Raw genomic sequence first — 14,354 nt, 5'->3', positions numbered from 1 at the left:
GTGTAGGGTGAAATGCGGTGAGCGTTCGAGGAGACGGATTGCATGGTGGTCAGAGCGGTTTCAGCGCGAGCAGGCGCTCGAACCATCGGCCGAAGTGCGGGCACTCCTGCCGGATGCGGTCGAGGCCGATGTGCTTCGCGGAGCGCGGGCCATGCATCGTTTTCCGGTAGTTCGGGTTGAGAATCTCGAGCCGCTTCGACGGTGCGGTGTGCCGGGAATCGTTGATCCATTCCGGATCGGGCTTCGCGTTTCGGATCTCCGCCAGTTGCGGTGCGCTGGCGGCCCAGGTCGGCTCGATTTCGCAGAGCCGATGGACGTCGGAAAACAGCAGCGCTTCGAATTCGTGCGGCTGGATATGCGGCAGGAAGCGCTCGGGGCGACACTGGGCGGATTCGACGATATCGGCATGCAGTGCGGCCTCGATCGCCTGTGCACGCTCGGACGGCGTGCGATTTTTCGTGTCCTCGACGCCGCGGAAGGAGGGGTCGAGCCCGTACAGATCGAACAGCGTCGTGACGAACGTGTTGGTGCGCTCGCGCAACGTGTGCACGACGAAGCGGCGCACGCGATCGAGGTTCAGGCCGCCGCCCTTGCCCTGCGGGGATGTCTTGATGAGCCGGGGTGTCGCGTAGATTCCGTTGAGCGCCAGGATGTCCTTGAGCACGTCGGTGACGAAGCGCTCCTCGGTCGGCCTTTCGCCGACGATGATCAACTCGACCATTACGCCGGCCTCCCGCCCAGGACGTTCTGCTTCCACAGATCGCCGAGCGAATAATCGTCGAGCCAGCTTTGCAGTGCGTCCGCATCGAGGCGGGTGAACGTCGAAGCGTTGTCCTTGCGATCGACGATCACGACATCTTCCGGATCGAGGCAGTTGAGCAACTCGACCGACTGCGTGGAAACGATCAACTGGATATTTTCCGACGCGCGCTTCAGCATGTCGGCCAGCACGCTGATCGCGTACGGATGCAGGCCCAGTTCGGGTTCGTCGATCAGGATCGTCGACGGCATGAGCTCGTGGGGTTGCAGCAGCAAGGTGGCGAGGCAGATGAATCGCAGCGTGCCGTCCGACAGCATGTGCGCCTTGAACGGCGTGTCGGGGTTGCCCTGCTCGGTCCATTCGAGTTCGATGGTGGCCGCATCGTCGTCGCGGTGTACGAAATCGCTGAAGAACGGCGCGATCAGGCGGATCGTTTCGACGATCAACCGATAGTGCGACGCGTGCTTCGTGCGAAGCATGTGCAGGTAAGCGGCGAGATTCGCGCTGTCCACCTTCAAACGCAGCGTGTCGTTCCGGGCGTGCGGCTGCTTGACCTTCGCGGTTTCGCTGGTGTCCTGGAAATGGTAGATGCGCCAGCTTTTGATGGTCGCGATCAGGCTGGCACCGGTATTGGCGGTGTGCTGATTCCGGGACTCGGTCAGATGAGATTCGGCGTTGCCGTCGAGGAAGGCGAGGCTGAAGTTCGGCTTGCCGCGTTCATCGGTGACGCTGGCGAACTCTCGCTCGAATATCAGACGATTATCGTTCGTGGGAATCAGAAAGAACGTGTAGTTCCCGTCGCCAAATTGGATATCGGCGTAAATCCGGTCCGTCACCTGCCGCGAATAATGCAGCAGCGTGTCTGGCCCACCCTGCTTCTGCACGAACACCTGCAGACGCTGCTCCGCAATTTCCGCCAGCAGCCGGAAGAACCCGATGAAATTCGACTTGCCCGCGCCGTTCGCGCCGATCAGTACGTTGAGATTGCGCAACTCGAAGTCGTGCAACTCCCGGATCGACTTGTAGCCGGTGATCGTGAGCGTTTGAACGGTGGGCATGTCGATTCCCTTGGCCGCAATCGGTCAGGCGGCTTCGTCTTCGCTGTAATGCGTCGGCCAGCGGCGCGGCTTCACGTCGGCCAGCGCCTTGGCGATTTCGGCGATGTGCGCCGGCGTGGTGCCGCAGCAGCCGCCGGCCAGGTTCACGAGGCCGGCCTGCGCGAACTCGCGCAGCAGGCTCGAGGTGACGTCGGGCGTTTCGTCGAAGCCGGTGTCGGCCATCGGGTTCGGCAGGCCCGCGTTCGGGTAGCAGGACACGTAGGTGTCGCAGAGCTTGGCCAGCTCGGCGATGTACGGGCGCATCAGCGCCGCGCCGAGCGCGCAGTTCAGGCCGAACGTGAGCGGGCGCACGTGGCGCAGCGAATTCCAGAACGCCTCGACGGTCTGGCCCGACAGGATGCGGCCCGACGCGTCGGTGACGGTGCCCGAGATCATGATCGGCAGCAGCTCGCCGGTGTCCTCGAACAACTGGTCGAGCGCGAACAGCGCGGCCTTCGCGTTCAGCGTGTCGAAGATCGTTTCGACCAGGAACAGGTCCACGCCGCCGTCGAGCAGCGCCTTGGCCTGCTGGTAGTACGCATCGCGCAGTTCGTCGTAGGTGACGTTGCGCGCGCCCGGATCGTTGACGTCGGGCGAGATGCTGGCCGTTTTCGGCGTCGGGCCGATGGCGCCCGCAACGAAACGCGGCTTGTCCGGCGTCGAATACTTGAGCGCTGCCTCGCGGGCGAGACGCGCCGATTCGACGTTCATTTCCACGACGAGATGCTCCATCTCGTAGTCGGCCTGCGCGACGGTGGTGGCGCCGAACGTGTTGGTTTCGACGATGTCGGCGCCGGCCGCGAAGTATTGATCGTGGATCTCGCGGATCGTGTCGGGCTGCGTCAGCGACAGCAGCTCGTTGTTGCCCTTGATGTCGCGATGGAAATCGGCGAAGCGCGGGCCGCGATAGGCGGCTTCGTCGTACTTGTATTGCTGGATCATCGTGCCCATCGCGCCGTCGAGGATCAGGATCCGGCTTTGCAGCAGCGCGGGCAGGTCGGCGCCGCGCGTGTAGGGCGCGGCGGGGGCGAGACGAATGGACGGCTTGGTCGGCATGGCGAGCGGGCGGCGATGTAGGGAAAACCGCCATTGTAGCGGGTGCGCGGCTGCGCCGCCCGGCGTGGCGGACAATTGCGCGCCCAATGAAAACCCCCGCGCGGCAAGCCGGGCGGGGGTTCGGTCGTGCAGTGCGGAGGTGCGGGGCAGGCGGGAGAGTGCGGCCGCCCGGCCCGGCATCCGTTGCGCGCCGCCGGGGCGGCACGCGAACCGGCTAGTGCAGCACCACCGGCTGGGTCATCAGGCTGTCGAACTGGCCGAGGAATTCATCGACTTCGTCGAGCGAGGGCTCGTCCTCGATCAGTTGCCGGACATGGTCGCGGAAACGTGCCGCCAGTTCGCCTTCGATAAAGATCTCGCGCTGCGCATTCTTGTCCACAATCTCGTAGCCGCCCGAATTCATGGCGTGGTGACCGAGCTGCGGAGGAAATTCGACTACGCAGTAGTTGGGGCTGTTGTAGATCATTTGCATGGCGGCACTCCTCTTCGCTGTGGCTTTCAGGCCGAATGCTCCAAAGATGGGGCGGGCCTGGCCGGTTTCAAGGGGTTGGCGCTGCACGCCCGCGTGTGGCTTTGGGCGCAATCGGTCAGAGACCGATTTCGATGAAACGTTTCCGATTCTCCTCTCGTCTGCGAGTCACGTTGCAAAACATTGTCAACAGTGTGTCGCAAGTTTACCGGGAAGCAAAAAAACTTGTGGAGTCGGTCGAAATTACCGGGATGGCGAGGCGGGCGTGGAGGCCGGTGCGGGGGCGGGCGGGGCTTCGGTGGCGGCGGTCATCGATGCCGGCGACGCAGCCGACGTGGGCGACGCAGTCGAGGCGACTGGCAAGTCGGATGCGGCCGACGCCGGTTCCGGGGCCGAAGCCGGCTCGGCATCCGCCGCCGCCGATTCGTCATACCCGAGCCCGATCGTCGGCGCGCCGCGCCCCTGCCACAGCAGTTCGATCTCGGTGCCGTTCGGCTCGGTCTGCACGAGCCGCACCGGCAGCCAGTCGAGCGACGGCGCGAGCCAGATGTCGATGCGACGCGTATCGCCCGCGCGCCGCGGCAGGCGGCGGAAGTGGCGCGTTTCGAGCGACGTGGTGGCGGTGCGGATGGTTTCGTCGCCGATCGTCACGATGGGCCAGGTTTCGCCGCTGTTGTTGTCGATCACGAAGAATTCGCGGGCGACGCCCGGCTTGTAGACGTCCGGCGCGCCGTGCACGAGGCCGGACAACTGCATCAGCAGGCTGAAGCGGTCCTGTGTGCCGTCGGCGAGCTTGAGCGAATCGGGCGTGCGCGTGAACACGATCTGCCTGGTCTGACGATTGAAGATCGCGATGTCGGCCGGGCGGCGGCCGCGCTGCTCGGTGTAGCGGTCGGGCGCGACGCCGAACGCGTCGAAGCGGCCGAGGCTCTCGTACACGTAGGGGCCGACGAACGGCACGGGGATCTCGATGCGCTGACGGTAGCGGCTGCCGTCGTTGACCCAGTGGATCGTCGCGGTGCCGTTCAGGTTGCCGTTGAAGTATGCGCCGTAACGCAGGTCGCCCGATGGCGGCGGCACGAACTTCGCGCCCGGCGCAGCAGTGGGCGCGGCTACGGCGGCGCTGGCGGCACTGGCGGCCGAGGCGCCGGTGCCCGAGCCGCTCGCGGCGGTGCCCGGTGCGGCAGGCGTGGCAGACGCAGTGGTGATGGGCGAGGGCTGCGCGGTGGTCAATACCGGCGCGTCGTCGTGCGCCGGCGCGGGTGCGGGCTTTGCCGCCTTGGCCGGCTCGGGTCGGGCTGCCGGTTGCGGCGCCGGCTTGGGCGCCCGCTCGATCGGCTGGGGTTTCAGCAATTCGACTTCGACGGGCGTGTCGTCGCGCGTGTCGGGGTTGGCGGGCGCGCGATAGCCGGCGAACCACAGGCCCGCCAGCGCGTGCAGCACCACCACCAGCGCGAGCGTCAGCACGATGCGCAGCGTGTGGCGCGGCTTCGGGCGTGACGAGTCGGACGGGAACGGAGCGGGCATCGATCGGGAACGGGTTGGTTGCGGAAGGGATGAATGGGATGAACGGCGGTACGGCAGCGAGCGCGGGAGCAAGCGGCGTGCCTCGCAGGCTCCGGGCGGGCCTGTGTGCCAGCCGATCGGACAGCGCATCGCGACGATCGTTCGCCAACCCGCCCGCGCAGGCGATTCAGCGCAAGCCGGGCTCAAGCCTCGCGCGGCGTCGCGCTGTAACCGATTTCGTACGACAGCTTCTGCGCGCATTCGCGCAACGCGAGATCGATCTCGCCGCCCCACGCCACATCGAATCCGCCGTCGTGACCCAGCGCGATCAGGCCGAGCGACAACTCGCCGAGCGAATCGAACACCGGCATGCAGAACGCGTGGATGGTGGGCAGCAGCACGCCCTGCACGCGCGCGGCCTGATGGGTGCGCACGTCGGCCAGCAGCGTCTCGACCTCGGCCATTGTGCGCGGGCCGTCGCGATGCGCGGCGCGGCGCGCGTCGGCCAGTTCGCGCTCCATCATCGCGCCGGTCTTGCCGCGCGGCAGGTAGGCGGCGAACAGCAGGCCGGTGGCCGAGCCGAGCAACGGCATGACGTCGCCGAGCTTCAGCGACGCCTTGGCCGGGTGGCTCGATTCCATCCAGTGCACCACGGTCGGCCCCTGGTTGCCCCACACGGCGATGCCGACCGTCAGGTCGCGTTCGTCGCGCAATGCGGCGAGCGCCACGCGCGCGAGCTTCACGCCGTCGACGCGCGCAAGCCGCGCCAACCCCAACTGCAACGCGAAGCCGCCGAGTTCGTAGCGCCCCGAGACGGGGTCCTGCGCGACCACGCCGAGCCGCTGGAAGCTGACCAGATAGCGATGCGCCTTGGCCGGGCTCATCTGCGCGCGCTGCGCGAGGTCGCGCAGCATCATCGCGCGCGGCTCCTGCGTCAGCACGTCGAGCAGCCGGAAGCCGACCTCGATCGACTGGATGCCGGAGCGGACTTTTTCCTCGGCGGGGTCGTCGGTCAGGTCGTCGTGGTCGGACATGGGCAGCGTGCAGGGCGAAAAGAGGGAGAAGGGGGAGAATGCGGGGCAGGCACGGCGCGCCCGGCGGGCTGGCCGCGCGGGCTTCGCCGCACAGATTCACCATCGTAAAATAGATTCCCTCCATCGTCACTACACGGTATCCAGCACCATGAAACTCGCTTCGCTGAAGGACGGCACGCGCGACGGCCAATTGATCGTGGTGTCCCGCGACCTGCAAACGGCCGCGATTGCCGACACGATCGTGCCGACGCTGCAGCGCGCGCTCGACGACTGGGCGTTCCACGCGGCGCAGCTTCGCGAACTGTACGACGCGCTCAACCACGGCCGTGCCCGTCGCGCGTTCGCGTTCGAGCCCGCCGACTGCATGGCGCCGCTGCCGCGCGCCTACCAGTGGGCCGACGGCTCGGCCTACCTCAATCACGTCGAGCTGGTGCGCCGCGCGCGCGGCGCCGAGATGCCGCCCGAATTCCACACCGATCCGCTGATGTACCAGGGCGGCAGCGACGATTTCCTCGGCGCGCACGACGACATTGTTTGCGCGTCGGAGGAATGGGGCATCGATTTCGAGGCCGAGGTCGCGGTGGTGACGGGCGACGTGCCGATGGGCACGCGAGCCGACGAAGCGCTCAAGAGCGTGCGGCTCGTGATGCTCGTCAACGATGTCTCGTTGCGCAACCTGATTCCGGCCGAGCTCTCGAAGGGCTTCGGCTTCTTCCAGAGCAAGCCGTCGACGGCGTTCTCGCCGGTGGCGGTCACGCCCGACGAACTCGGCGAGCACTGGCGCGAAGGCCGCGTCGATCGGCCGCTGCTGGTGAGCTGGAACGGCAAGCGCGTCGGCCAGCCCGAGGCCGGCGTGGACATGGCGTTTCACTTTGGGCAACTGATCGCGCACGCGGCGAAGACGCGCAACCTGCGCGCGGGCGCGATCGTCGGCTCGGGCACCGTCTCGAACCGCGATGCGAAGCGCGGCTATTGCTGCATCGCCGAGAAACGTTGCCTGGAGACCATCGAGCACGGCGCGCCGCAAACCGACTTCATGCGCTACGGCGACCGCGTGCGCATCGAGATGCTCGACGCGGCGGGCAAGTCGATCTTCGGCGCGATCGAGCAGGCCGTGTCGCCGCTCGATGGGCAGGCCTGAGGGCCGCCGCGCCCGCCAGCGGGTGCGTAAACCCCGGCCCGCGCGGCCGCTCACGCTTCATCCATGCGCGCTATGATCGAAACTTGCGCGCGCGTGCGCCGCTGGTTTTCATCGAACCCGTCACGAAGGATGGTTGCATGACCGATACGCCCGGCTCCAATCCGTTTTCCGGTTTCGCAGGTTTCAACCCGTCCGAGATGCTCGACCGGATGTGGGACATGATGCGGATGTCGCCGTTCGGCGCGGCCACGCCGCCCGGCATGCCGCCGTCGCTGTCGGCGATGTCGGACATGATGTCGCCGCTGTCGAGCGTCGAGGAACTCGACAAGCGCATTACCGATTTGCGCGCCGTCGAACAGTGGCTGAAGCTCAACCTCGGCATGCTGCAATCGGCGATCCAGGCGCTCGAGGTGCAGCGCGCGACGCTGGCCACGCTGCGTGCGTTCGGTGCGCTCGCGCAGGAATCGATGGCGGCGGCCGAGGCGGCCGTCGCGAAGGATGCGCCCGAGCCGCCGCCGGTCGCGCGGCCGTGGGGCGCGCCGCCGCCGAAACCGGCGGCCGAAGCCGAACCGGCCGCTCAGGGGTCTCAATCCGCTCAGGCCGAGTCACCCGCCCAAGGCGCGACGCCGGGGGCGGTGCCCGGCGCGGAGGCCTTCGATCCGTCCAACTGGTGGAACCTGCTGCAATCCCAATTCAATCAGATCGCCAGTTTCGCGGCGTCCCAGCCGGGTGCCGCCGCGGCGCCGTTCTCGCCCGCCGCTTTCACTGCCGCCGCCGGCCAGGCCGCCGCGCCTGCCGGTCCGGCCAAGGCGGCGGGGCCGGCCAAGGCGGCGCCCGCCTCGCCCGCGCGCAAGCCCGTCACGCGCCGCGCGGCGCCGGCCAAGCCGCGCGCGGCCGCCGCATCGTCGAGCGCGGCCCCCGACGATGCACCGCCGCCCGCGTCGAAACCCGCTCGCAAACGGAGCGTCTGATGCGCTCCGCGCTGATCGACTGAGGCGCCGATGCGGCTCGCGCTCGTGCTGATGGGAGGCGGCGCGCGTGCCGCTTATCAGGCCGGCGTGCTCGCCGCGCTGGCCGAGATCGCGCGCGAGGCCGAACCGGCGCGCCGCGACTTGCCGTTCTCGATCGTCTGCGGCTCGTCGGCCGGCGCGATCAATGCCGCCGCCGTTGCCAGCCACGCCGACGATTTCCCGCACGGCGCGGCCCGCCTGCTCGCGTTCTGGGAGCACCTGCGCGCCGAGATGATCTACCGCACCGACTGGCTCGGCGTGGCCGGCGCCGGGGCGCGCTGGCTGGCCGCGATGAGCATCGGCTGGGCCGCGCACCAGTCGCCGCGCGGCTTGCTCGACAACGCGCCGCTCGCGCATCTGCTGCAGCGCGAACTGAACGTGCACCGGATCAACCAGATGCTCGGCACGCGCCGGCTGCATGCGCTGTCGGTCACGGCGCTCAGTTATACGAGCGGCCGGCATCTGACGTTCTACGCGGGCAGCGAGCCGATCCATGCATGGCGGCGCGCGCAGCGTACGGCGCGGATGGTCGATCTGTCGGCCGCGCATCTGCTTGCTTCGTCGGCGATCCCGTTCGTGTTTCCGGCGGTGCCGCTCGTGATCGATGGCCGCGTCGAGTATTTCGGCGATGGCTCGATCCGCCAGATCGCGCCGCTGTCGCCGGCGATCCATTTCGGCGCCGACCGCATCGTGGTGGTGGGGGCGGCGGCCGCGCGGCCCGAGGTGCCGGCGGCGAACGGCGAGATCGCGCATACGCACGGCTATCCGTCGCTCGCCCAGATCGGCCAGCAGGTGCTGGCGAGCGTGTTTCTCGATTCGATCGGCACCGACATCGAGCGGATCGAGCACATCAACCGCGTGGTCGAGCATCTGCCGCGTCAGGTGGAGCCCGAAAGCGGCTGGCGGCATGTGGACGTGCTCGCGATCGCGCCGTCCGAGCGCATCGAGCTGATTGCGGCCAAGCATGTGCGGCGGCTGCCCGCCACGGTGCGTGCGCTGCTCGGCGGCATCGGCGGCAATCGGCCGGCCGGCGCGTCGTTCGCCAGCTATCTGCTGTTCGAGGCCGAATTCACGCGCGAGCTGATCGCGCTCGGGCGCGCCGACGCGATGCGCCAGCGCGACACGCTGGCCGCGTGGATCGCTTCGGCCGATGCGCAGAACGCCGGCGCGGCGCCCGGCATCGGCAGGTCGGCCGGCAGCCGCGCTGGGGTGCCTTTCGTCACACCAATCGGTTCGATATCCGAACGAAATCTCGACCGGCGCGAGGGCCGATAGCCGCGTGTGCGGGGTGTCTTTTTAGCGACTCTTTGCCGCACCCATGTCTCGGATCCGTCACAGGTGCGTGCTATCATCGCCGACGCCGAAATCATCCAGACGGGTGCTGGCGGCGCGATCCGTCCCTGACGCTTGCGCGCACGGTCCCGACAACGACAGCCGGCCTTGAGCCGGCCTTCTCTCAGGGTGCGTGCGAAGCTCGATGGGTTCGGGCGTCGCACGTATCGCCCCACAAGCGGTTGCGCTGCCGCAAATAAATGTGCCGATGCGCTTGCATCCGGCGCTCGGTTTAGCGCGTAAAATTACCGTTTCGTCAGGTGAGCGTCCGAATTGTGGTCGCTCGGCCCAACAGTCACGTTTTGAAGTCGCATTGCGCAACAGGGGTGGGACCATGAACACCATGCTTTATCCGGAACTCTACAAATCGCTCGAAGCCGTCCGCTGGGACATGGAGAAGGACATCCCTTGGGATCGGTTCGACGCGTCGCTGCTGACCGACGAGCAGGCCAAGACGATCAAGATGAACGCGATCACCGAATGGTCGGCATTGCCCGCCACGGAGATGTTCCTGCGCGACAACCATCACGACAGCGATTTCTCGGCCTTCATGAGCGTCTGGTTTTTCGAGGAGCAGAAGCATTCGCTGGTGCTGATGGAATACCTGCGCCGCTTCAAGCCGGAAATGATGCCGACCGAAGCCGAGCTGCACGCGGTGCGCTTCGAGTTCGATCCGGCGCCGCCGCTCGAAACGCTGATGCTGCACTTCTGCGGCGAAATTCGTCTGAATCACTGGTATCGCCGTGCCGCCGAGTGGCACACCGAGCCGGTCATCAAGCACATCTACGAAACGATCTCGCGCGATGAAGCGCGTCATGGCGGCGCCTATCTGCGCTACATGAAGAAGGCGATGGTGAACTGCGGCGATGTCGCGCGTTCGGCATTCGCGAAGATCGGCGTGTTGATGGCGTCGGCGCGTCGCACCGAAAAGCCGCTGCACCCGACCAACCTGCACGTGAATCAGGCGCTGTTCCCGCGCGACACGATCCAGTCGCGGCTGCCCGATCCGGAATGGCTCGAGCGCTGGCTTGACGAGCAGATCCGCTTCGACGGCGATTGGGAAAAGAAGGTGGTCGACCGTATCCTGCACAACCTGTCGATCCTGTTCGAGCGCACGTTCGCGACGGCGCAGGAATTGAACCGCTACCGCAAGGAAGTCACGGCTCGCCTGCAAACGCCAACGCCCGACGCCGGCGCGACGCAAGCCGCCTGACGCGGCGCCGTTCGCCGCCCGCCAAGGCTGCCAAGCCCGCCATTTCGCGCGGGCTTTTTTTATTCTTCCGCTGACCGGAGCCGAAATCCCGATGCCCGCCGCCTTCGAACGCAAATTCATCACCCGCGAGGCGCTTGCCGCGCTGCGCCCCACGCTGAACGCGCCCGTCGTGTTCACCAACGGCGTGTTCGACATCCTGCACCGCGGCCACGTCACCTATCTGGCCGATGCGAAGGCGCTCGGCGCGTGCCTGATCGTCGGCGTGAACAGCGATGCGTCGGTGCGCATGCTCGGCAAGGGCGACGATCGCCCGATCAACCGTCAGGAAGATCGCATGGCGTTGCTGGCCGCGCTCGAATGCGTGGATTGGGTGGTGGGTTTCGAGGACAAGACGCCGATCGGCCTGATCGCGGCGGTGCGGCCCGACATCCTCGTGAAGGGCGGCGATTACGACATGGATGCGCTGCCGGAATCGGCGCTCGTGCGCGGCTGGGGCGGCACGGCGCTGGCGATTCCGTTCGAGTTCGAGCGCTCGACCACGTCGCTGCTGAAGAAGGTGCGCGCGCACCAGGCTTGAGCCCGGCGCGCGCAGCGCGTCAGGCGTGAGGGGCGGAGGCGGCGGGCGGGGCGGACGTGGCTGGGGCAGCCGACGTGGCGGCGGCGCTCGCGGCGGGCGCCGATGCGGCATCTGACGCGCCCGGCGCCGTCGCGGAAGCCGCTTCTGCAGACGATGCCCCGAGCAACATCGATTCGACCGACGGCGAGGCAATCGGCCCGCCCACGGTCGGCGCTTCGGCGGCCTGCACGGTAGCGGCGACGCGCAGCGCCTGCGGGTGCACCTGCTGCGTCAGATGAGACGGCTCGCGTGGCCCGGCCGCCGGTTGCGGACCGAACAGGCCTTGCTGCGCCGCCAGGGCGATCAGATTCGCCACCACCAAAATCGAGATAATCCAACGTAGCATCGCCCCAGCTCTCCTTCGACCGTCAGTCGTTCGTGTGCCCGGCCCGGTCCCGCGCCCGGCATGTTCCGCATGGTTCCGTGTTGCTCGATGTTGCTTGGTATTGTCTGCTGCTAATTGCTGTTGCTTGGGTCCTGCGCGCCCGGTGAAGCGTCCGTGCGGTGGCCCGGTCAGGCCGTGCCGCGTTCTTGCGGCGTGGCGCCGGCTTCCGCGGCGATTCTCGCCAGCCCCGACAGTACCAGCGCATCGTGCCGGGTGTGCGGCACCGTCAGCGCCTGCGCGACGGCGTCGGCCGCGCCGCCCGACAGCAGCAGCCGCACCGGCTGCGCGCCATCGTTCGACAGGTCGCGCCAGGCGCGTTCGATCAGCCCGGCTTGCGCATACAGGCAGCCGGCCGACAGCGAATGCGCCGTGTCGACGGCGAACGGCAGGCGGCCCGGCGTACTGCCGAGTTCGCCGACGAGGCGCTGCGCCGTGTCGGTCGACAGCGTCGGCAACTGCGCGGTGTGCTGGCCGAGCGCGCGCATCATCAGCGCCCAGCCTGGCGCGATCAGGCCGCCGGTGAAGCGGCCGTCGGCGTTCAGCGATTCGAGCGTGGTGGCGGTGCCGAACGTGGCGATCAGCAGCGCCTCGCCCGGATAGGCCGCGCGCGCGCCGATCAGGCCGCACCAGCGGTCGCTGCCCAGTTGCGACGGCGTGGCATAGCCGTTGGTCACGCCGCATTGCGCCTCGCGCGCCGCGACCCGCGTGCGCGGCAGGCCGGGCCAGCGCGCCTCGATCAGCGCGTCGATGCGCGCGCCGAGCGCCGCGCCGGCCACATTGGAGACCCACGCGCCGCGCGGCGCGGGATGCCCGGGCCAGGCGGGAATCGCCGCCGAATCGACCGGCGTGGCCACCGTGGCCTCCGGGGTCGTGTCGGCTTCGCTCGCATGGTCGAACGCCGCCGTCGCGACGATCCGGCCGCCCGCGTCGGCGAGCGCCCATTTGATCCGGCTGTTGCCCGCGTCGACGAGCAGCGCCAGTTCGCTCATGGCGCGACCTCGCCACCGATGCCGCCATGGCCCACGGCACCCACCTCACCCGATTCGCGCAGCGAAATGTCGCCGGCCGCGATCGCGCGTTCGCCGTCGGGCGTGTCGAGCAGCAACTGGCCGGTTTCGTCGATGCCGATGGCGATGCCGCGCGCCACTTCCCGGCCCTGTTCGAGCAGCACCACCTCGCGGCCCGCATGCGCGTGCAGCGCGGCCCAGCGTTGCCGGAACGGCGCGAGGCCGGCCGCCGAGAAATGTTCGAGCGCGGTGGCGAGCGGGTCGAGCACGGCGGCCAGCGTATCGGTGAGGTTCGCCGACGGGCAGGCGGCCGACAGCGCGGCGGGCGGCAACGCGCCGGCCAGCGTGGCGTCGCGCGCACGCAGCGCATCGACTTCGGCGGCCACCGCTTCGGCGCCCCGCACGTTGATGCCGAAGCCGATCACGATGGCGGTGGCGTCGGCGGTGTTCCAGACGGTTTCGACGAGAATCCCGCCGAGCTTGCCGAGCGGCGTGTCGCCGTCGGTCAGCAGCAGGTCGTTCGGCCATTTGAGGCGCACGCGCTGGCCGCGCAGCGGCAGCGTGCCGAGGCCCTCGGCGAGCGCGACGCCCACCGCGAGGCTCAGGCCGGCCAGCGCATCGACCGGGCGCGGCAGCACGCAGCCGACCGAGCACAACAGCGCGTTGCCGGGCAACGCGAACCACGGGCGGCCCTGGCGGCCGCGGCCGGCGGTCTGTTCGTAGGCCACGCGCACGATCGGCCTGGGCAGCGCGGCGCGCGTGCGCGGCAGCGTCTTGAGGTGTGCGGCGAGGTCGGCGTTGGTCGAGCCGGTGGCGTCGACGATGTCGAGCGGCCAGGGTTCGGGAGCCGAGGCGGGAAGCGCGTGCGCACGCGCCGGATCGATCCGCGCGTCGTCGGGAAGGGGCGGGGAGACTGTCATGGCGGCTATTGTACGAGAGCCGGCGCGCGCGGGATCGATCCGGCGCGTGTCGCGCCGACGGCGCCGGCCCAGGCAGGTGACGGGGTGTTGGCGCACGCGGCGAGGCGTGCGGGCCGAGGGTGATCCGGAGCGCCGAAACGACGGGGCTGGATCAGAAGACTAGAACGCGGCGAGGCCGAGCTGCGCTCGCCGCACCGCCTTCCGTGCCGCTCAAGGCGCGCTCGCCGGATGCTTCGGTGCACGCGCGGCTTCGCGCCACGGCGCGCGATACGCATCCTCGTCGCGCGTCACGCCGCCATTGCCGAACACGCGCGCCTTGTCGAGTTCGAAGCGGGCCTCGCGCACCGTCGCGGCCGTTGCCCCGTCGTGCGCCGCCGGATCGGCCTCGGCGGCGGTTTCGAGCCAGCCGAGCCCCTCGTCGCGCAGGCCCGTATCGTGCGAGCCAAGCAGCGCGGTGCCGAGCGCGACCTGCGCGTCGCCGCGGCCGTCGCGCGCCAGTTCGCGCAACTGCTGCATCGCGCGTGGCTCGTTCGCTTGTGCCACCCTCGCGCGCCATGCCTCGATCTGCACGCGATCGGCGCGGCTGGCGCTGCCGTCCCAGCCGGCGGCCGCCACGCCCGCCGCCAGCAGTGCGGCCACCAGCAGCATGCCGGTGGTCGGCAGCGTGAAGCGAGCCGCGCGTGCGAAACCGTGCGTCGGGGCGGCGTGGGCGGTGGAGACGGCCGTCGATGCGCCTCCCGCGTTGAGCGTGGTGAAACTGCGCATCGTCGTCTTCATTGCATCAGGTCGATTGCGTTGGTCGGGTCGG

15 protein-coding genes are annotated in these 14,354 nt (G+C 68.7%); 5 read left to right on the top strand and 10 right to left on the bottom strand.

Annotated elements, in window-relative coordinates:
- Positions 1-49: 49 nt before the first annotated feature.
- The 6 genes from AB4850_RS30985 to AB4850_RS30960 form a co-directional block, all read right to left on the bottom strand.
- Positions 50-721 carry a DUF4276 family protein gene (locus tag AB4850_RS30985; protein WP_414443213.1) on the bottom strand — a complete coding sequence of 224 codons (672 nt, stop codon included), beginning with the start codon at positions 719-721 and terminating at the stop codon, positions 50-52.
- Positions 721-1,818: an AAA family ATPase gene (locus tag AB4850_RS30980; protein WP_414443212.1), complete on the bottom strand. Its 1,098-nt coding sequence runs from the start codon at positions 1,816-1,818 to the stop codon at positions 721-723. The genes AB4850_RS30985 and AB4850_RS30980 overlap by 1 nt, the downstream gene beginning before the upstream one ends.
- Positions 1,819-1,842: 24 nt before the next feature.
- On the bottom strand, positions 1,843-2,913 hold the full coding sequence (locus tag AB4850_RS30975) for a homocysteine S-methyltransferase family protein (RefSeq protein WP_414443211.1): 1,071 nt from the start codon (positions 2,911-2,913) through the stop codon (positions 1,843-1,845).
- Between the two features lie 214 nt (positions 2,914-3,127).
- Entirely contained in the window at positions 3,128-3,385 is a 258-nt protein-coding gene (locus tag AB4850_RS30970) for a DUF3567 domain-containing protein (protein ID WP_206127732.1), read from the bottom strand.
- A 240-nt stretch (positions 3,386-3,625) separates the two neighbouring features.
- On the bottom strand, positions 3,626-4,909 hold the full coding sequence (locus AB4850_RS30965; protein WP_414443210.1) for a DUF3108 domain-containing protein: 1,284 nt from the start codon (positions 4,907-4,909) through the stop codon (positions 3,626-3,628).
- A gap of 182 nt (positions 4,910-5,091) precedes the next feature.
- Entirely contained in the window at positions 5,092-5,922 is an 831-nt protein-coding gene (locus AB4850_RS30960) for an IclR family transcriptional regulator (protein WP_414443209.1), read from the bottom strand.
- Positions 5,923-6,070: 148 nt separating this feature from the next.
- Here AB4850_RS30960 and AB4850_RS30955 point away from each other — a divergent pair, with 148 nt between their 5' ends.
- The 5 genes from AB4850_RS30955 to rfaE2 all read left to right on the top strand — a co-directional run bounded on the left by AB4850_RS30955 (position 6,071) and on the right by rfaE2 (position 11,195).
- On the top strand, positions 6,071-7,063 hold the full coding sequence (locus tag AB4850_RS30955; protein ID WP_414443208.1) for a fumarylacetoacetate hydrolase family protein: 993 nt from the start codon (positions 6,071-6,073) through the stop codon (positions 7,061-7,063).
- A gap of 137 nt (positions 7,064-7,200) precedes the next feature.
- Positions 7,201-8,034, top strand: a complete 834-nt coding sequence (locus tag AB4850_RS30950; protein ID WP_414443207.1) for a PhaM family polyhydroxyalkanoate granule multifunctional regulatory protein — start codon at positions 7,201-7,203, stop codon at positions 8,032-8,034.
- 30 nt (positions 8,035-8,064) lie between these two features.
- On the top strand, positions 8,065-9,348 hold the full coding sequence (locus tag AB4850_RS30945; RefSeq protein ID WP_414443206.1) for a patatin-like phospholipase family protein: 1,284 nt from the start codon (positions 8,065-8,067) through the stop codon (positions 9,346-9,348).
- Positions 9,349-9,748: 400 nt separating this feature from the next.
- Positions 9,749-10,618 carry a ferritin-like domain-containing protein gene (locus tag AB4850_RS30940; RefSeq protein WP_414445667.1) on the top strand — a complete coding sequence of 290 codons (870 nt, stop codon included), beginning with the start codon at positions 9,749-9,751 and terminating at the stop codon, positions 10,616-10,618.
- A gap of 91 nt (positions 10,619-10,709) precedes the next feature.
- A complete protein-coding gene (rfaE2, locus tag AB4850_RS30935; RefSeq protein WP_414443205.1) occupies positions 10,710-11,195 on the top strand; it encodes a D-glycero-beta-D-manno-heptose 1-phosphate adenylyltransferase in 486 nt (161 codons plus the stop codon).
- Positions 11,196-11,214: 19 nt separating this feature from the next.
- Here rfaE2 and AB4850_RS30930 read toward each other — a convergent pair whose 3' ends face one another.
- From AB4850_RS30930 to AB4850_RS30915, 4 genes are all read right to left on the bottom strand, one after another.
- Positions 11,215-11,580 (bottom strand): hypothetical protein, encoded by a 366-nt coding sequence (locus AB4850_RS30930; RefSeq protein ID WP_414443204.1) that lies wholly within the window; start codon positions 11,578-11,580, stop codon positions 11,215-11,217.
- Between the two features lie 167 nt (positions 11,581-11,747).
- On the bottom strand, positions 11,748-12,608 hold the full coding sequence (locus tag AB4850_RS30925; protein ID WP_414443203.1) for a type III pantothenate kinase: 861 nt from the start codon (positions 12,606-12,608) through the stop codon (positions 11,748-11,750).
- Complete coding sequence (locus AB4850_RS30920; protein ID WP_414443202.1) at positions 12,605-13,546, bottom strand: biotin--[acetyl-CoA-carboxylase] ligase; 942 nt, start codon at positions 13,544-13,546, stop codon at positions 12,605-12,607. The genes AB4850_RS30925 and AB4850_RS30920 overlap by 4 nt, the downstream gene beginning before the upstream one ends.
- Positions 13,547-13,756: 210 nt before the next feature.
- Positions 13,757-14,323, bottom strand: a complete 567-nt coding sequence (locus AB4850_RS30915) for a hypothetical protein (protein ID WP_414443201.1) — start codon at positions 14,321-14,323, stop codon at positions 13,757-13,759.
- Positions 14,324-14,354 lie beyond the last annotated feature (31 nt).

The sequence above is a fragment of the Burkholderia sp. 22PA0106 genome (assembly GCF_047497155.1).
Classification (GTDB): domain Bacteria; phylum Pseudomonadota; class Gammaproteobacteria; order Burkholderiales; family Burkholderiaceae; genus Burkholderia.
This window is presented reverse-complemented; position numbering and strand designations above follow the sequence as displayed.